General features: G+C 73.4%; 14 protein-coding genes. 6 read left to right on the top strand and 8 right to left on the bottom strand.

Annotated elements, in window-relative coordinates; genetic code table 11:
- Nucleotides 1-162: 162 nt before the first annotated feature.
- Nucleotides 163-615, bottom strand: a complete 453-nt coding sequence (locus ACIBH3_RS10820) for a GNAT family N-acetyltransferase (RefSeq protein ID WP_396311594.1) — start codon at nucleotides 613-615, stop codon at nucleotides 163-165.
- A gap of 180 nt (nucleotides 616-795) precedes the next feature.
- Nucleotides 796-1587 (bottom strand): VOC family protein, encoded by a 792-nt coding sequence (locus tag ACIBH3_RS10825; protein ID WP_396311595.1) that lies wholly within the window; start codon nucleotides 1585-1587, stop codon nucleotides 796-798.
- 234 nt (nucleotides 1588-1821) lie between these two features.
- On the opposite strand from ACIBH3_RS10825, the gene ACIBH3_RS10830 reads away from it, so the two are divergent.
- The 3 genes from ACIBH3_RS10830 to ACIBH3_RS10840 all read left to right on the top strand — a co-directional run bounded on the left by ACIBH3_RS10830 (nucleotide 1822) and on the right by ACIBH3_RS10840 (nucleotide 6851).
- Nucleotides 1822-4050 (top strand): ATP-dependent RecD-like DNA helicase, encoded by a 2229-nt coding sequence (locus ACIBH3_RS10830; RefSeq protein WP_396311596.1) that lies wholly within the window; start codon nucleotides 1822-1824, stop codon nucleotides 4048-4050.
- A gap of 225 nt (nucleotides 4051-4275) precedes the next feature.
- Nucleotides 4276-5565, top strand: a complete 1290-nt coding sequence (locus tag ACIBH3_RS10835; RefSeq protein ID WP_396311597.1) for a citrate synthase — start codon at nucleotides 4276-4278, stop codon at nucleotides 5563-5565.
- A 566-nt stretch (nucleotides 5566-6131) separates the two neighbouring features.
- Entirely contained in the window at nucleotides 6132-6851 is a 720-nt protein-coding gene (locus tag ACIBH3_RS10840) for an SDR family NAD(P)-dependent oxidoreductase (RefSeq protein WP_396311598.1), read from the top strand.
- A 141-nt stretch (nucleotides 6852-6992) separates the two neighbouring features.
- On the opposite strand, the gene ACIBH3_RS10845 is transcribed toward ACIBH3_RS10840, so the two are convergent.
- Both ACIBH3_RS10845 and ACIBH3_RS10850 read right to left on the bottom strand, forming a co-directional pair.
- A complete protein-coding gene (locus tag ACIBH3_RS10845) occupies nucleotides 6993-9308 on the bottom strand; it encodes a heavy metal translocating P-type ATPase (protein WP_396311599.1) in 2316 nt (771 codons plus the stop codon).
- A gap of 150 nt (nucleotides 9309-9458) precedes the next feature.
- Nucleotides 9459-9677: a heavy-metal-associated domain-containing protein gene (locus ACIBH3_RS10850; RefSeq protein WP_396311600.1), complete on the bottom strand. Its 219-nt coding sequence runs from the start codon at nucleotides 9675-9677 to the stop codon at nucleotides 9459-9461.
- A gap of 285 nt (nucleotides 9678-9962) precedes the next feature.
- On the opposite strand from ACIBH3_RS10850, the gene ACIBH3_RS10855 reads away from it, so the two are divergent.
- Nucleotides 9963-11189: a PP2C family protein-serine/threonine phosphatase gene (locus ACIBH3_RS10855; RefSeq protein WP_396311601.1), complete on the top strand. Its 1227-nt coding sequence runs from the start codon at nucleotides 9963-9965 to the stop codon at nucleotides 11187-11189.
- Nucleotides 11190-11287: 98 nt separating this feature from the next.
- Here ACIBH3_RS10855 and dhaL read toward each other — a convergent pair whose 3' ends face one another.
- Together dhaL and dhaK are read right to left on the bottom strand one after the other, a co-directional pair.
- Nucleotides 11288-11923, bottom strand: coding sequence for a dihydroxyacetone kinase subunit DhaL (gene dhaL / locus ACIBH3_RS10860; protein WP_396311602.1), 636 nt, complete (start codon nucleotides 11921-11923; stop codon nucleotides 11288-11290).
- A gap of 11 nt (nucleotides 11924-11934) precedes the next feature.
- Nucleotides 11935-12930, bottom strand: a complete 996-nt coding sequence (gene dhaK, locus ACIBH3_RS10865) for a dihydroxyacetone kinase subunit DhaK (protein WP_396311603.1) — start codon at nucleotides 12928-12930, stop codon at nucleotides 11935-11937.
- A 216-nt stretch (nucleotides 12931-13146) separates the two neighbouring features.
- Between dhaK and dhaM the strand changes: the two genes are divergently transcribed.
- Nucleotides 13147-13539 carry a dihydroxyacetone kinase phosphoryl donor subunit DhaM gene (dhaM, locus tag ACIBH3_RS10870; RefSeq protein WP_396311604.1) on the top strand — a complete coding sequence of 131 codons (393 nt, stop codon included), beginning with the start codon at nucleotides 13147-13149 and terminating at the stop codon, nucleotides 13537-13539.
- 10 nt (nucleotides 13540-13549) lie between these two features.
- Here dhaM and ACIBH3_RS10875 read toward each other — a convergent pair whose 3' ends face one another.
- Both ACIBH3_RS10875 and ACIBH3_RS10880 read right to left on the bottom strand, forming a co-directional pair.
- Complete coding sequence (locus ACIBH3_RS10875; protein WP_396311605.1) at nucleotides 13550-15256, bottom strand: bifunctional 3'-5' exonuclease/DNA polymerase; 1707 nt, start codon at nucleotides 15254-15256, stop codon at nucleotides 13550-13552.
- A 242-nt stretch (nucleotides 15257-15498) separates the two neighbouring features.
- On the bottom strand, nucleotides 15499-16131 hold the full coding sequence (locus ACIBH3_RS10880) for a TetR/AcrR family transcriptional regulator C-terminal domain-containing protein (protein WP_396311606.1): 633 nt from the start codon (nucleotides 16129-16131) through the stop codon (nucleotides 15499-15501).
- Between the two features lie 85 nt (nucleotides 16132-16216).
- Between ACIBH3_RS10880 and ACIBH3_RS10885 the strand changes: the two genes are divergently transcribed.
- Entirely contained in the window at nucleotides 16217-16663 is a 447-nt protein-coding gene (locus ACIBH3_RS10885) for an ester cyclase (protein ID WP_396311607.1), read from the top strand.
- The last annotated feature ends 3 nt before the right edge of the window (nucleotides 16664-16666 follow it).

Genomic DNA, 16666 nt, shown 5'->3' on the forward strand with positions numbered 1-16666 from the left:
ACTGCAGGGGGGACCCTGTGGGAGAGTAGGACGCCGCCGAACAATCATTCACAGAGAACCCCCACCCGATTCCGGGTGGGGGTTCTCTGCGTTTCCGGGAGGATCTCCGGCAAAGGGGAACTCCGGAATGCCCTTCGGGGCGCCCTCCCGGGCCCGCCGGCCTCAGAGTGCGAGCTTGAAGCCGAGGTGGGAGGCCACGAAGCCCAGCCGCTCGTAGAAGCGGTGCGCGTCCGTCCGCGTGGCGTCCGAGGTGAGCTGTACGAGGTCGGCCCCGAGGTCCCGTGAGGTGTCGATCGCCCACTGGAGCAGGTCGGTGCCCAGGCCTGTGCCGCGTTCGTCGGAGTGGATCCGGACGCCCTCGATGATGGTGCGGGTGGATCCCTTGCGGGAGAGCCCGGGGATGAGAGTCAGTTGCAGGGTGCCGATGGTGCGACCGGCGCGGACCGCGACCACCAGGTGCTGGTGCGGGTCCGCGACGATCCTGGCGAGCGCGGTGCGGTACGGGGTGAGGTCGTTCGGGCTCTCCCGGGTGGCCCCCAGCGGGTCGTCGGCGAGCATGGCGACGATCGCGGGCAGGTCGTCGGCGGTGGCGGGGCGAATGCTCAGGTCGGTCATGACCTCAGACTAGGCGGGGAGCCGGGCCGGATCGCCGGCCGGGGGCGGGCCGCAGTGCCTGGGTGAGGGCACGTCAGGCCCGGTGTGGCGCCCCGTCGGCCCGTGCCCGCTTCCCTCCGTACCGGCCCCGGCCCCCGGGGCCGGGAGGGCCTCCCGGCGGGCCTGCGGCGTGACGGTCGCTCACTCTCCGGGGGCTGCACTGGTGATGACAGCGAAGACCGCGCCGTGCGGGTCGACGAGCTGGGCGAAGCGGCCGACGCCGTGCATGTCCATCGCGGGCAGGCGGACGGTGGCCCCGAGCTTCTCGGCCTTGGCGACGGTCGCGTCCGTGTCGGGGACCTCGAAGTAGGGCAGCCAGTGCGAGGTGGTGCCGGCGGCGGTCTGCTCGGGGCCGAGCTGCATGATGCCGCCCTGGCCGTCGCCGGTGCCGCCGCCCGCGGGGGTGACCACGGTGTACGTGCCGGCGTCGAACGGTACGTCCTGCTCCTGCCAGCCGAAGACCGCGCGGTAGAAGGCCTTCGCGGCCTCGGCGTCGGTGCTGTAGCACTCCGTCCAGCACAGCGTGCCGGGGGCGGTCACGGCGTCCAGGCCCCGGGTGTCGCCGGGCTGCCAGATGGCGAACTCCGCACCCGTCGGGTCGGTGAAGCCGGCCATCCTGCCGTTGGTGAAGATGTCGAAGGGGGCGACGCGGACCTTGCCGCCGCCGCCCTCGACCAGGGCGGTGGTCCGGTCGGCGTCGGTGCTGGTGAAGTAGATCGTCCAGGCGGGTTCGGCGCCGTCCTCGGTGAGTGGGCCGAGGGCGGCCACCGTCCTGCCGTCCTGCTGGAAGAAGCCGTAACCGCCGGCCTCGGGCCCGGCCGAGGCGAAGGTCCAGCCGAAGAGCCCGGTGTAGAAGTTCTCGGAGGCCGTGGTGTCGGGGCTGCCCAGGTCGAGCCAGTTGGGCGAGCCGGGGACGTACTGGGTGGTCAGCATGGTGGCGGTGCTCCTTGGGCGGGGCCCGTCGCGGGACGGGCGTGACGGTGTGGCCCCCCGCTGCCCCGGGTCGGTCCCCGAGCGGTCCCCCGTGCCGTTTCCCAGCCTTCCACCTGGACCCGGCGGTCGCAGCGTGAGCGGGGTGCGGGGGATTGCCCCGGTCCGTGTCCGGGTTGTCGGCGCCGGGCGGTACGGTGCGTAGCGGATGGTCACCCGGATCGGCAAGGGGGTTTCGTGGCCACGCAACAGCAGGCGCAGGTGCCACGCCAGCTCGCCCAGGTCGAGGGGGTGCTGGAGCGGATCACCTACGCGAACGAGGAGACGGGGTACACCGTCGCGCGCGTCGACACCGGGCGGGGCGGGAACGACCTGCTGACGGTGGTGGGTGCGCTGCTGGGTGCGCAGCCGGGGGAGTCGCTGCGGCTGCACGGGCGATGGGGTTCGCATCCGCAGTACGGCAGGCAGTTCGTGGTGGAGAACTACACGACGGTGCTGCCCGCCACGGTGCAGGGCATCCAGCGGTATCTGGGTTCGGGGCTGATCAAGGGGATCGGGCCGCGGTTCGCGGAGCGGATCGTGGAGGCCTTCGGGGTGGACACCCTGGAGGTGATCGAGAACGAGCCCGGCCGGCTGATCGAGGTGCCGGGGCTGGGCCCGAAGCGGACGAAGATGATCGCGGCGGCCTGGGAGGAGCAGAAGGCCATCAAGGAGGTGATGGTCTTCCTGCAGGGTGTGGGGGTGTCGACCTCGCTGGCGGTGCGGATCTTCAAGAAGTACGGGGACGCGTCGATCGGGGTGGTGAAGAACGAGCCGTACCGGCTGGCTTCGGACGTGTGGGGGATCGGCTTCCTCACGGCGGACAAGATCGCGCAGGCGGTCGGCATCCCGCACGACAGCCCGCAGCGGGTGAAGGCCGGTCTGCAGTACGCGCTGTCGCAGAGCAGTGATCAGGGGCACTGCTTCCTGCCGGAGGAGCGGCTGATCGCGGACGGGGTGAAGCTGCTCCAGGTGGATGTGGGGCTGGTGATCGACTGCCTGGCGGAGTTGGTTGCGGAGGAGGGGGTGGTGCGGGAGTCGGTACCCGGTGTGGCGGGCGAGCCGATCACCGCGGTCTACCTGGTGCCGTTCCACCGGGCGGAGATCTCGCTGGCGAACCAGCTGCTGCGGCTGCTGCGGGCCGAGTCCGACCGGATGCCCGGTTTCGCGGGGGTGGACTGGGCTGCGGCGCTGGCATGGCTCGCGAAGCGGACGGGGGCGGATCTGGCGCCGGAGCAGGAGCAGTCGGTGCGTCTCGCGCTGACCGAGAAGGTCGCGGTGCTGACGGGCGGTCCGGGCTGCGGGAAGTCCTTCACGGTGAAGTCGATCGTCACGCTGGCGCTGGCGAAGAAGGCGAAGGTGGTGCTGGCGGCGCCGACCGGGCGGGCGGCCAAGCGGCTGGCGGAGCTGACGGGGGTGGAGGCGTCGACGGTGCACCGGCTGCTGGAGCTGCGGCCGGGCGGGGAGGCGGCGTACGACCGGGACCGGCCGCTGGACGCGGATCTGGTGGTGGTCGACGAGGCCTCGATGCTGGATCTGATCCTGGCGAACAAGCTGGTCAAGGCGGTGGCGCCGGGGGCGCACCTGCTGTTCGTGGGGGATGTGGACCAGCTGCCGTCGGTGGGGGCCGGCGAGGTGCTGCGGGACATGCTGGCCGCGGGTGGCCCGATCCCGTCGGTGCGGCTGACGAGGATCTTCCGGCAGGCGCAGCAGTCGGGTGTGGTGACCAACGCGCACCGGATCAACGAGGGTCTGCCGCCGCTGACGGAGGGGCTGGCGGACTTCTTCCTCTTCGTGGAGGACGACGCGGAGCGGGCGGCGGGGCTGACGGTGGATGTGGTGGCGCGGCGGATTCCGCAGAAGTTCGGGCTGGATCCGCGCCGGGACGTGCAGGTGCTGGCGCCGATGCACCGCGGTCCGGCGGGTGCGGGCAATCTCAACACCCTGCTCCAGGCGGCTGTCACGCCGGGGCGGGAGGGGCTGCCCGAGCGGCGGTTCGGCGGGCGGACGTTCCGGGTGGGGGACAAGGTCACCCAGATCAGGAACAACTACGAGAAGGGGCAGAACGGCGTCTTCAACGGCACGGTCGGGGTGGTGTCCTCGCTCAGTGTGGAGGAGCAGCGGCTGACGGTGCTCACGGACGAGGACGAGGAGGTGCCGTACGACTTCGACGAGCTGGACGAGCTGGCGCACGCGTACGCGGTGACGATCCATCGCTCGCAGGGCAGCGAGTACCCGGTGGTGGTGATTCCGGTCACCACGTCGGCCTGGACGATGCTCCAGCGGAACCTGCTCTACACGGCGGTGACCAGGGCGAAGCGACTGGTAGTGCTGGTGGGGTCACGCAAGGCGATCGGACAGGCCGTTCGGACCGTCAGTGCAGGTCGCAGGCACTCCGGACTGGACCACCGGCTGGCCGTTGGATGATCCTCCAAGGGATTCCTTGCCCTTAGGGTTGTCTTGACGTGAAGAGATTTAGGGCAGAGCCTAGACTCGTGCCGATCTTGTCCGGTTCGTACCGGCTGCGGCGTTGGGTTTTGTAGGGGCGGGCCCTTTCGGGCCACCCCGGGTGCGCGACTGTCCGCCAGATGGGGGATGGTAGAGACAGTCAGGGCACCTTGGAAGAGGATTCATTTCGTCGGTGAGGAAGACGTGAGCGACAACTCGGTAGTACTGCGGTACCAGGACGGCGAGTACGAGTACCCCGTCGTCGAGAGCACTGCGGGCAACGCCGGCTTCGATATCTCGAAGCTGCTTCCGCAGACCGGCCTGGTCACCCTGGACAACGGCTTCGGCAACACCGCCGCCTACAAGTCCGCGATCACCTTCGTGGACGGCGACAACGGCATCCTGCGCTACCGGGGTTACCCGATCGAGCAGCTGGCCGAGCAGGGCAGCTTCATCGAGACCGCGTACCTCCTGATCAACGGCGAGCTGCCGAACGGCGACCAGCTGAAGACGTTCAACGACGAGATCACGCAGCACACCCTGCTGCACGAGGACGTCAAGCGCTTCTACCAGGGCTTCCCGCGGGACGCGCACCCGATGGCGATGCTCTCCTCGGTGGTCGGCGCGCTGTCGACCTTCTACCAGGACAGCCACAACCCGTTCGACGCCGGTCAGCGCCACCTGTCGACCGTCCGCCTGCTGGCGAAGCTGCCGACCATCGCGGCCTACGCCTACAAGAAGTCCGTCGGCCAGCCGTTCGTGTACCCGCGCAACGACCTGAGCTACGTCGAGAACTTCCTGCGGATGACCTTCGCCGTCCCCGCCGAGGACTACGAGATCAACCCGGTCGTCGTCAACGCCCTCGACAAGCTGCTGATCCTGCACGCGGACCACGAGCAGAACTGCTCGACCTCCACCGTGCGCCTGGTCGGTTCCAGCCACGCCAACCAGTTCGCCTCGATCTCGGCCGGCATCTCGGCGCTCTGGGGCCCGCTGCACGGCGGCGCCAACCAGGCCGTGCTGGAGATGCTGGAGAGCATCCAGAAGGACGGCGGCGACGTCGACGCCTTCATCCGCAAGGTGAAGAACCGCGAGGACGGCGTGAAGCTCATGGGCTTCGGGCACCGCGTGTACAAGGCCTTCGACCCGCGTGCCGCGCTGGTCAAGGGTCTGGCGCACGATGTCCTGGCCCAGCTCGGCAAGTCCGACGAGCTGCTGGACATCGCGCTCAAGCTGGAGGAGCACGCGCTCAGCGACGACTTCTTCATCTCGCGCAAGCTGTACCCGAACGTGGACTTCTACACCGGCCTCATCTACCGCGCCATGGGCTTCCCGACCAGCATGTTCACCGTGCTGTTCGCGCTCGGCCGGCTGCCGGGCTGGATCGCCCACTGGCACGAGATGATCAACGACCCGACCAGCCGCATCGGCCGGCCGCGGCAGATCTACACCGGCACCGCGATCCGGGACTACGTCGCCCTCGGCGAGCGCTGACCGGGCGCTGACGGTCGGCCGGCGGTCCGCCGACCCGACCGCTGCCCCGTGCACGAAAGGGCCCGGCTGCTGGTGCAGCCGGGCCCTTCGCATGCGCGGTCCTGCCGCGTCGAGGTCGATCCCACCACGCACGACGCACGACGTCCGGGGGGCGGCCGCAGTCGGGAACGGCCGCTCAAAGCGTCCCTGACCCGCCACACCCCGGCGTCGTGCGCGAAGACCGCCGATCAGTCGACGATCGTCCCGGGGCCCGCCGGAGCCCCGTCGGCGGCAGTGGTGACCGCGCGATGACGTGAACCGTTCCACACATCACCGCTCACCGGAATACTGCCGCACTACAAAGCTAAGACGTATCGGCGCGCGCAAAGTTACGCCAGAGGGGTGTGAGTTGTCTCTCGCCACGCTCCGTGCGTGCCCGGATGCCGGTTCATACCACATCATTCACCGGCCCCGACGTCACCCTCCCCACAGTCGTGGCAACCCAGCGTGATAGGAATCGTGGCATTCCGGTACGGACCGCCCGCACATCGGCAGCGTGGTGGCGGAACTGGGGAGGGAGTGCGCAGATGGCCAGGAACGTCGTCGTCACCGGTGGCGGCACCGGTATCGGGTACGAGGTCGCCCGGCGGTTCGCCGAGGCGGGCGAACAGGTCATGATCGTCGGCCGCCGCCGAGCGGTGCTGGAACAGGCGGCCGAGGATCTCGGCCCGAACGTCACCCCCCTGGTCTGCGACCTGGCCGACCCGGACGCCGTCGAGGCCGCGCTGACCCGGCTGCCCGCCCGGATCGACGTCCTGGTCAACAACGCGGGCAGCCGCGAGATGGTGATCGGCGCCGGACCGCACGCCCTGCTGGCCCGCTGGCGGGGTGACTTCGAGCGCAATGTGCTGACCGTGGTGATGCTGACCGAGTCCATCCGGGACCGGCTGACCCAGGGCTCGGGCCGGGTGGTGACGGTCAGTTCGATCGCCGCGCTGCGCGGGGCCGGCTCGTTCGGGGCGGCCAAGGCCTCCCTGCACGCCTGGAACCACTTCCTCGCCGCCCAGCTCGGCCCCTCCGGCATCACCGCCAACATCGTCGCCCCGGGCACGGTGGCCGGCACGGAGTTCTTCGGCCCGCGCCTGGACGAGGCCGAGGTGTCCCGCCGGGCGGCCCGGACGCTGCTCGGCCGGATCGGCGAGACGGGGGAGGTCGCCGCGGCCGTCTACTTCCTGGCCTCGCCGGAGGCCGGGTTCATCACCGGCGAGATCCTGCACTGCAACGGCGGGGAGCTGCTCGGGCGCTGAGACGCTGCTGCCGCGTGCGGAGCACGGCCGTTTTGGCACGCGTGGCAGCCGTGGCAGTTGTGGCACGTGTGGCAGGGGGCCCGTACCGGTCGCGGTACGGGCCCGCGGTGCGAACGGGGTCAGGCGCAGTGCCGTACGGGTTCAGGAGGCCTGGAAGCGGCGCAGCCGGAGGCTGTTGCTCACCACGAAGACCGAGCTGAAGGCCATCGCGGCCCCGGCCACCACCGGGTTGAGCAGGCCGGCCGCCGCCAGCGGGACGGCCGCGACGTTGTAGGCGAAGGCCCAGAACAGGTTGCCCTTGATGGTGGCCAGCGTCCGGCGGGCGAGCCGGATCGCGTCGGCGCTCGCCCGCAGGTCGCCGCGGACCAGGGTCAGGTCGCCGGCCTCGATCGCGGCGTCGGTGCCGGTGCCCATGGCCAGGCCCAGGTCGGCCTGGGCGAGCGCGGCCGCGTCGTTGACGCCGTCGCCGACCATGGCCACCGAGCGGCCCTCGGACTGCAGTTGCCGGATGGTGGCCACCTTGTCCTCGGGGAGCACCTCGGCGATCACGTCCGCGGCGTCGATGCCCACCTCGGCGGCGACCGACTCGGCGACGGTGCGGTTGTCGCCGGTGAGCAGGACGGGCCGCAGGCCGAGCGCGCGCAGTTCGGCGACGGCCTGGGCGCTGGTCGGCTTCACCGTGTCGGCGACCTCCAGGACGGCCCGGGCCTCGCCGTCCCAGCCGACCGCCACCGCGGTGCGCCCGGCGGCCTCGGCGGCGGCCTTGGCGGCGGCCAGCGCGGGCGGGAGGTGCTGGGCGCGGTCGGCGAGCAGTGCCTCCCGGCCGGCGAGCACCGCGTGGCCCTCGACCACGCCCTGGACACCGAGGCCGGGCAGGTTCGTGAACTCCCCGACGGGCGGCAGCTCGCCGGTGCGCTCGGCGGCGGCCGCGGCGATCGCCGCCGCGACGGGGTGCTCGGAGGCGTATTCCAGGGCGCCGGCCAGCCGCAGTGCCTGCGCCTCGGTGACGCCGTCGGCGGTGTGCACCGCGGTGAGGGCCATCCGGCCGGTGGTCACCGTGCCGGTCTTGTCGAGCACGATGGTGTCGACCCGGCGGGTGGTCTCCAGTACCTCGGGGCCCTTGATCAGGATGCCGAGCTGGGCGCCGCGTCCGGTGCCGACCATCAGGGCGGTGGGGGTGGCCAGGCCCAGGGCGCAGGGGCAGGCGATGATCAGGACGGCCACGGCAGCGGTGAAAGCCTCGGTGGGGTCGCTGGTCGCCAGCAGCCAGCCCACCAGGGTGGCGAGGGCGATCAGGATGACGACGGGCACGAAGACGGCGGAGATCCGGTCGGCCAGCCGCTGGGCGGCGGCCTTGCCGTTCTGCGCCTGCTCGACCAGCCGGGCCATCCGGGCCAGCTGGGTGTCGGCGCCGACCCGCGTGGCCTCGACCACCAGGCGCCCGCCCGCGTTGACGCTCGCGCCGGTGACCTGGTCGCCGACGGTGACCTCGACCGGGGTGGACTCGCCGGTGAGCATCGAGGCGTCCACGGCCGAGGCGCCCTCGACGACCACGCCGTCGGTGGCGATCTTCTCGCCGGGGCGGACCACGAAGCGCATCCCGGTCGTCAGCGCGGCGACCGGCAGCCGTACCTCGCGCTCGCCCTGGAGCACCGCGACGTCCTTGGCGCCGAGGTCCAGCAGGGCGTGCAGCGCGGCGCCGGCGCGGCGCTTGGAGCGGGCCTCCAGCCAGCGGCCGAGCAGGATCAGCACGGTGACGGCGGCGGCCGTCTCCAGGTAGAGGGTGGAGGCGGCGTCGCCCCCGCCGACGGCCAGCGTGAAGCCGTGCCGCATGCCGGGCATGCCCGCGTGGCCGAGGAACAGGGCCCAGACGGACCAGCCGAAGGCGGCCAGGGTGCCGAGCGAGACCAGGGTGTCCATGGTGGCGGCGCCGTGCCGCAGGTTGGTCCAGGCGGCGCGGTGGAAGGGCAGGCCGCCGTGGACGACGACGGGGCCGGTGAGCGCGAAGGCGAGCCACTGCCAGTTGTCGAACTGCAGGGCGGGCACCATCGAGAGCAGGACCACCGGGAGGGCGAGCACGGCGCTGACCAGCAGCCGCCGGCGCAGCGGGTCGGGGGCCGGCGCGGCGGCGTCGTCGGCGGCATCGGTGGCGCCCGGGGTGGTGGCGGGCGGGGCGGGCGGCTCGGCGGTGTAGCCGGTCTGCTCGACGGTGGCGATCAGGTCGGCGATGCTCACGCCGGGCCCGAAGTCGACGCGGGCCTTCTCGGTGGCGAAGTTCACCGTGGCCTCGACGCCGTCCATCCGGTTGAGCTTCTTCTCGATGCGGGCGGCGCAGGATGCGCAGGTCATCCCGCCGATGATGAGCTCGACGCGCTCAGGGGCGGCGGTGGCGCCGCCGGTGTGTATCCCGGTGGTGCCGGGGCGCGGGGTGGTGGTGCCCGGGGTGCTGGTGCTCATGCTCATCTGCTCCTTGCTGAGCGCGTGCGGCGGGGCTGGTGCGGGGGGCTGCTGCTAGGGCTGGGCTGGGTGCCGGGGTGGGACGGCCAGCGGGCCGGGTGCGCCGGGCAGGGCTGCGGGCGCACCGCGCGGCCCCGCCCGGCGGCGAGGTCAGGCCGAGCGGCCGACCAGCTCGTAGCCGGCCTCGTCCACGGCGGCGCGCACCGCGGCGTCGTCCAGCGGCGACTGGGAGGAGATCGTCACGGTGCCGGCCTTGGCGTCTGCGGCCACGTCGGTGACGCCCGGGATCGAGGAGACCTCGCTGCTGACCGACTTCTCGCAGTGGCCGCAGCTCATGCCGCTGACGGTGTACGTGGTGGTGCTGGACATCCGGACCTCCGGGAGGTTGCTGCCACGGGCCTCGCCCGTGCTCTGTCTGTTCACAACACGATACCCCCACGGGGTATTTCCCGGGGTGCTGGACCCTGTGTCGTGGGTCGCATCGCGTGAGCGACTTGATTGCAGAGAGTATGCGCATGGACACGCCGGGCCCGAATCGCCGCCGCGAACCGGGCGAATCCGGCGTGTCCCGGTGCGGCGGCCGGCCGGGCGGGGCGGGGTGGGACGGCGCGCGGGCGCAGCGCGGAGCGGTGGTTCGTCCGATATGTTCGGTGTGTGTTCCGGATCCGCCGCGCCCAGTCGACCGTGGCGCCGGTGGCGCCGGTGCTCCCGCCCGCCCGGCGGCGAAGGGCGCTGCTGGCCACCGACCTCCAGGACATCTCCTTCCTGCGGCGCGCGTCCCCGGCTCTGACCTGCATCCTGCTGGTGTCCCTGGCGGACTTCCTCTCCGGCCGGGACCGCTACCTCGCGCCGCTGATGACGGTCGTCCCCTCGATCGCCGCGCTCACCCTGCGCCCGCTGGAACTGATCGCGGTCTGCACCCTGGGGCTGCTCGCGGTCCTCGGGCTCAGCCACTACGACCAGGTCGACACCCTCGACGACGAGCGCTTCCTGTACGGCGCGATGGTCAGCTACCTCCTGCTGATGCTGTTCAGCGCCTGGGTGGCCAAGCTCAGGATGCGCCGGGCGGCCGCCTTCGCGGCCGTCAGCTCCGTCGCGGAGGCCGCCCAGCGCGCGCTGCTGCGCCTGCCGGGCCCGACCGTCGGGCCGCTGCGGCTCGCGGTGCGCTACGCCTCGGCCGCCGACGCGGCCAGGATCGGCGGGGACCTCTACTCGGCGCTGGAGACCCCGCACGGTACCCGCGTGGTGGTCGGGGACGTCCGGGGCAAGGGGCTGGGCGCCGTGCAGACCGCCGCCGTGGTGCTCGGCGCGTTCCGGGAGGCCGCGTACGACGAGGGCGGGCTGCGCGCGGTGGCCGCCCGGGTCGAGGCCAGCGTGGAACGCCACGCCCCGGACGGTGAGTTCGCCACCGCGGTGTTCGCCGAGTTCCGCCGGCCCGGGGCCGTCGAACTGCTCCAGTACGGCCACGTCCCGCCGGTGCAGGTGACCAGGGACGGCACGGTGCAGGTGCTGGAGGCGCCCGACCCGTGGGTGCCGCTGGGCCTGGGCCGGCTGGTGCCGGGCGAGCCGACCAGCTGGGACCTGCCCTTCGGCGCGGACGACGTGCTGGTGCTCTGCTCGGACGGCGTGATCGAGGCCAGGCACCACACCTCGGGCGAGTTCTACCCGCTCGCGGAGCGGGTCGGCCCGCTGGTGCACGGCGCGGCCCGCTCGCCGGCCGAGCTGGAGGCGGCGGTCGGGCGGGTGTACGCGGACCTGCTGGAGCACACCGGCGGGGAGCTGGGGGACGATGCGCTGCTGCTCCTGCTCAGTCGGACGGACCGGGACCGGGACCTGGACCTGGACCTGGACCGGGGCCGGGTGGCAGGGGAGCTGGACTGAGGCTCGTGTGCCGGGGGGCGACTGCGGGCAAGGGGCCGGGTCGGGACCGGGGCCGGTACGGGTCGGGGGTATCGCGAGCCGGCCCGTACCGGATGAGGTCAGGGGCCCGTGACGTCGGAGAGCGCCCTGAAGAGCAGCGCGGTGGAGGTCGCCCCGGGGTCCTGGTGGCCGATGCTGCGTGGGCCGAGGTAGGAGGCCCGGCCCTTGCGTGCCTCCATCGGGCGGGTGGCACGCATGCCCCGCTCCGCTCCGATCGCCGCGATCGCCGCGGCACCGGCAAGATCCGAGCCCTCCTCCACCGCCTGCTCGAACGCGCGCAGCGCCGGAGTGTAGGCGTCGACGATGGTCTTGTCGCCGGGTTGCGCCCCGCCGAGCTTCTGGACGGCCGCCAGGCCCGCCGCCAGCGCCCTGGCCAGGTCCGCCGGCTCCGCGGTCGCCTCGGGCAGGGCGGCCCCCATCGCGCGGAACGCGCTCCCGTACAGCGGGCCCGACGCGCCGCCGACCTTGGAGATCAGGGTGGTGCCGGCCTTGGTCAGCACCGCGCCGACGGTGTCCGGCGCCAGGGTGTCCAGCGCCGCGAGGACGGCGGTGAAGCCGCGCCGTAGGTTGCTGCCGTGGTCGCCGTCTCCGATCGCCGAGTCCAGGTCGGTGAGCTGCTGCTGGTGCTGCTCGACGGCCGCGGCCAGCGCCCGGAGCCAGGCCTCGGCCAGGGCGGGGTCCATGGTGGGGTCCATCGCGCGTCCCCTCAGGACCGGCGCAGGGCCGGGGTCGCCACCGGGGCGTCCCACAGGTCCAGCAGTTCGGCGTCCGCCTTGGTCAGGGTGAGGGAGAAGCCCGCCATGTCCAGGCTGGTGACGTAGTTCCCGACCAGGCAGCGGGCGATGGTGATGCCGTGTTCGGCGAGCCGGGCGCTCACCTCGCCGAAGACGATGTACAGCTCCAGCAGCGGCGTGCCGCCCAGGCCGTTCACCAGGGCGATCACCTGGTCGCCGGCGGCCAGGTCGTGGTCGGCGAGGACGGTGTCGAGCACCTCGGTGGCCAGTTCCCGCGCCGGGCGCAGCTTCTCGCGGCGCCGGCCCGGCTCGCCGTGGATGCCGACGCCGACCTCGATCTCGTCCTCCGGCAGGTCGAAGCCGGGCTTGCCGGCGGCCGGTACGGTCGCGGCGGTGAGGGCGATGGCGAAGGAGCGGGAGGCCGCGTTGACCCGCTCGCCGAGGGCGGCGACCTCCGCCAGCGCGGCGCCGCGTTCGGCCAGTGCGCCGGCGGTCTTCTCCACCAGGACGCTCGCGCCGGTGCCCCGCCGGCCCGCCGTCCAGGTCGAGTCCTCCACCGCGACGTCGTCGTTGACCAGCACCGTGCGGACCTCGACGCCCTCCTCGGCCAGCAGCTCGGCGGCGAGCTGGAAGTTCATCACGTCACCGGTGTAGTTCTTCACGATGAACACCACGCCCGCGCCGGTGTCCACGGCCTTGGCGGCGGCGAGCATCTGGTCGGGCACGGGGGAGGTGAACACCTCGCCCGGGCAGGCCGCGTCGAGCATCCCGGGGCCGACGAAGCCGGCGTGCAGTGGCTCGTGACCGGAGCCGCCGCCGGAGACCAGCGCGACCTTGGGGCGCTGCGGACGGACGGCCCGGGTGATCACCCGGTTGGCGACGTCCACCGCCAACTCCGGGTGCGCGGCGGCGACTCCGGCCAGCGCGTCCTCCAGGACGCTCTCCGGGGTGTTGATCAGCTTCTTCAAAGCGGGCTCCCTCGGCAGACGCTGCTGCCGCCGACGCTACGCCTGCCGGGGTCGGTCGGCACGCATTGCGGCGCACCCGGCCGAACTGGCGCGCGGCGCTGACGCGGTGGGGCCGTGCTCGGCGGCGGCGGGCGCCCGGGAGGGCGGCGGCCCCTGCGCGGGGCGGCCGCCGTGGTGTCCGGGACAGGCGGGGTGGCGCCCGGCTAGGGTCGGGGCATGACCGATCCGGTGGGCATCGTCCTCGTCTCGCACAGCGCGGCCATGGCCGCCGGACTGCGCGAGCTGCTGCACGAACTCGGCTCCGGCGCGGTGCCGGTGGTGCTCGCGGCCGGTACCGAGGACGGCGGCCTCGGCACCAGCTACGAGCTGATCCTGCGGGCCGTCGCCGAGGCGGACCACGGCGCGGGCGTGGTGGTGCTGCCGGACCTCGGCAGCGCGGTGCTCACCGCCGTCACGGCGCTGGAGGACCACCCGCGCGCCGACGTGCTGCTGGTGGACGCGCCGTTCGTGGAGGGCGCGGTCGCGGCCGTGGTCACCGCCTCCGCGGGCGCCGCGCTGGCGGAGGTCGCCACGGCCGCGCAGGACGCCCGGGGCTTCCGGAAGTTCTGAGCCCCGGCCGCTACTTGGCGTCGGCGTAGCAGTCGACGACGGCGGTGCTGAGCGGGAAGCGGACCGGGGTGTCCCCGAAGACCAGCAGGCGCGCCTCCTCCGCCGCCTCGGCGACCGCGGCGGCCACCTGGTCGGCCAGGTTGGCGGGGGTGTGCACGACCACCTCGTCGTGCTGGAAGAAGACCAGGTGCGGGCGGTCGGCGGGGGAGCCGGCCGGGAGCGCGTTCAGGCGTCGGCGCAGGGCCGCGAGCAGCGCCAGGGCCCAGTCGGCGGCGCTGGCCTGGATGACGAAGTTGCGGGTGAAGCGGCCGCGGGCGCGGGCCGAGCGGCCGCCGGCCTCGCCCGCGCTGTCCGGGGCCTCGGTGAGGTCCAGCCAGGCGTCCGAGGGTGGTGGGCAGGCCCGGCCGAGCCGGGAGTGGACCACGCCGCCGTCCTCGCCGGTACGGGCGGCTGACTCGACGTACCCCATGGCGGCCGGGTAGCGGCGGCGCAGGGTGGCCAGCAGCGGGCCGATGTCGCCGCTGGTCTGGCCGTACATCGCGCCGAGCAGCCCGAGCTTGGCCTTGTCGCGGTCGCCCTGGAAGGCGGTGGCGGCGAGGGCCTCGTAGAGGTCTCCCGCGGCGGCCGTGCGGGCCAGGCCGGCGTCCCGGGAGAGGGCGGCGAGGACGCGCGGTTCGAGCTGGGCGGCGTCCGCGACGACCAGCAGCCAGCCGGGGTCGGCGACCACGGCGCCGCGCAGGATCCGGGGGATCTGGAGGGCGCCGCCGCCGCGGCTGGCCCAGCGGCCGGAGACCACGCCGCCGACCACGTACTCGGGGCGGAACCGGCCGCCGCGGGCCCAGGCGTCCTGCCAGGCCCAGCCGTGGGCGGCGTGGATGCGGGAGAGCTCCTTGTAACGGATCATCAGGGCGGCGGCGGGGTGGTCGACGCCGCGCAGCTCCCAGGAGCGGGTGGAGCCGAGCTGGACGCCCTGGTCGGCGAAGGCGCGCAGCACCTGGCTGTGCGAGTCGGGGTTGAACGGGCGCCCGCCGAGGGCCTGCTGGAGCTCGGCGGAGAGCTCGGCGAGGCGTGCCGGCTGGGTGCCGGGGATGTGCGGGCGGGGGCCGAGCAGCTCGGTGAGCAGGGCGTCGTGCACATCGGCGCGCCAGGGCAGGCCGTCGTACGCCATCTCGGCGGCGACCAGGGCCCCGGCGGACTCGGCGGCCACGAGCAGGCGAAAGCGCGCGCGGGCGGCGGGGTCGGCGATGGCCTGGACGCGCCGCTGCTGCTCGGCGTGGACGGCGACGACGGCCCGCAGGGTGTCGGTGCCCGGCGGCAGCTGGAGGCGGTCGGGGGCGAACAGGCTGTCCTGCTCGGCGGGGGTGCCCGGCTCGCCTAGATCGGGCGGGACGGGGAGCTGGTTCAGGCGGGCCCAGGCGGCGCCGAGGGAGCGCGGGGCGCCGAAGCGGCTCTCGTGGGCGAGCAGCAGGGCCTCGACCAGCCGCAGGTCGTGGCAGCGGGCCAGGCGCAGCGGCAGCAGCGGGGTGTAGGCGCTGTCGGCGGCGGCCCAGACCCAGCGCGGCGCGCCGGCCGCCTCCTGCTCGGCGACGGCGGCGGCGAGGTCGGGGGTGTGCACAGGCGGGCCGAGGGTGGCGCCGGTGTCGTCCAGCGGCTGGAGGCGGCCGCCGGGGCCGTGCGGGTCGGGCACGAGGGCGAAGCGGGGTGCGGCGGGCGGCACGGGGGCCTCCTCTCGGGGGCGGGGTCGGCGGTGCGGGGGCGCTACGGCCGGTCTCTCGGGCGGGCTCCGGGCCGGTGTCGTGGACTGGTGCCGTGGGTCGGGTCTCCGGGCCGTCGGCTCGGGCGTTCGGGGGCGGGGTCCGGTGGCCCGGTGTCCGGGGCGGGCTCCGGGCCGGGGCCGACGTTAGCGGTGGGGACTGACAACGCGGTGCGTGCGCGCGAGAAGTCGGCCGGGCCGACTTCTCATCCGGGGTGCGCGGCGGCGAGGCCCAGGAGCAGGGCGTCCAGGGCGAGGGTGAAGCGGGCCTGGTGGTCGGCGGGCGTCCCGAGGCCGGCCCGGAGGGCGGCGGTGAGGACGGGGTAGGGGCTCAGGTCGGGCGCCGGGGTGTCCTCGGGATGGCCGGGGGTGGTGGCCGCCTCGGCCAGGCAGTGGCCGATGACGAAGGTGGAGACGGAGTTGATGATCCGCAGGGCCTCCAGCGGGGGGATGCCGGCCCGGCCGAGGGCGGCGGCGGTGGCCTCGACCACCCGCAGCGCGTCGGGGGACTGCGCCGGGCGGGTGGCGACCAGCGGGATCACACCCGGGTGCCGCAGGAGTTCGGCGCGCAGGGCGGTGGCGAAGCCGCGCAGCGCCTTGGGCCAGTGGGCGGCCGCGCCGTCGAGGTCGGGGCGGACGGCGGAGACGACCAGTTCCACCAGGCCGTCGAGCAGGGCGGCCTTGTTGGGGAGGTAGTGGTACAGCGTCATGGCCTCGACGCCGAGTTCGGCTCCCAGGCGGCGCATGGAGAGCTTCTCGATGCCGTCGCGGTCGGTCAGCTCCAGGGCGGTGGTCAGCACCTTCTGGCGGCTGAGCCCGGCTCGTGCGGATGGCTTCATGGTGACCCCTTGACATTCTTACGGCGTAAGAGAAGAGTACTCCCCGTTGCGGACCTTACGGTGTAAGAGAGATGGGGAGATCACCATGGCGGAGACCATCGCGGGCGGCCCGGCGGCGAACAAGCAGTTGGTGGCGGGCTTCTTCGCGGCCGTCAACGAGGAGCGCCTCGCCGACCTCGGGCGGTACCTCGCGGCCGACGTGATCGACCACAACAAGATCATCCACGGCGAGCCCGACGAGCCGGGCGCGGCCTTCGAGGCGATCGCCGCCCAGCTGGCGGCCCTGCGGCCCTACCACGCGCGGATCGACGAGCTGCTGGCCGAGGGTGACCGGGTGGTCGCCCGGATCACCCAGTGGGGCGTCAACTCCGGCGCCCACCCCCGGATGCCCGCGCCCACCGGCCGCGGCTTCGAGAACGAGGCGATCTTCGTCTTCACCGTCGCGAACGGCCGGATCAGCGAGATCCGTGCCGTCTCCGACCGGCTCGGCCTCTTCCTCCAGCTCGGCTGGAACTGGCCCGGCGCTGACTGACCG

It is taken from the genome of Kitasatospora sp. NPDC050543 (assembly GCF_044457565.1).
Lineage (GTDB): Bacteria > Actinomycetota > Actinomycetes > Streptomycetales > Streptomycetaceae > Kitasatospora.

Coding starts and splice junctions, on each gene's coding strand:
- ACIBH3_RS10820 (WP_396311594.1), bottom strand. CDS start 615: ATGACCGACCTGAGCATTCGCCCCGCCACCGCCGACGACCTGCCCGCG.
- dhaM (WP_396311604.1), top strand. CDS start 13,147: ATGACCGATCCGGTGGGCATCGTCCTCGTCTCGCACAGCGCGGCCATG.
- dhaL (WP_396311602.1), bottom strand. CDS start 11,923: ATGGACCCCACCATGGACCCCGCCCTGGCCGAGGCCTGGCTCCGGGCG.
- ACIBH3_RS10885 (WP_396311607.1), top strand. CDS start 16,217: ATGGCGGAGACCATCGCGGGCGGCCCGGCGGCGAACAAGCAGTTGGTG.
- ACIBH3_RS10845 (WP_396311599.1), bottom strand. CDS start 9,308: ATGAGCACCAGCACCCCGGGCACCACCACCCCGCGCCCCGGCACCACC.
- ACIBH3_RS10840 (WP_396311598.1), top strand. CDS start 6,132: ATGGCCAGGAACGTCGTCGTCACCGGTGGCGGCACCGGTATCGGGTAC.
- ACIBH3_RS10850 (WP_396311600.1), bottom strand. CDS start 9,677: ATGTCCAGCACCACCACGTACACCGTCAGCGGCATGAGCTGCGGCCAC.
- ACIBH3_RS10880 (WP_396311606.1), bottom strand. CDS start 16,131: ATGAAGCCATCCGCACGAGCCGGGCTCAGCCGCCAGAAGGTGCTGACC.
- ACIBH3_RS10825 (WP_396311595.1), bottom strand. CDS start 1,587: ATGCTGACCACCCAGTACGTCCCCGGCTCGCCCAACTGGCTCGACCTG.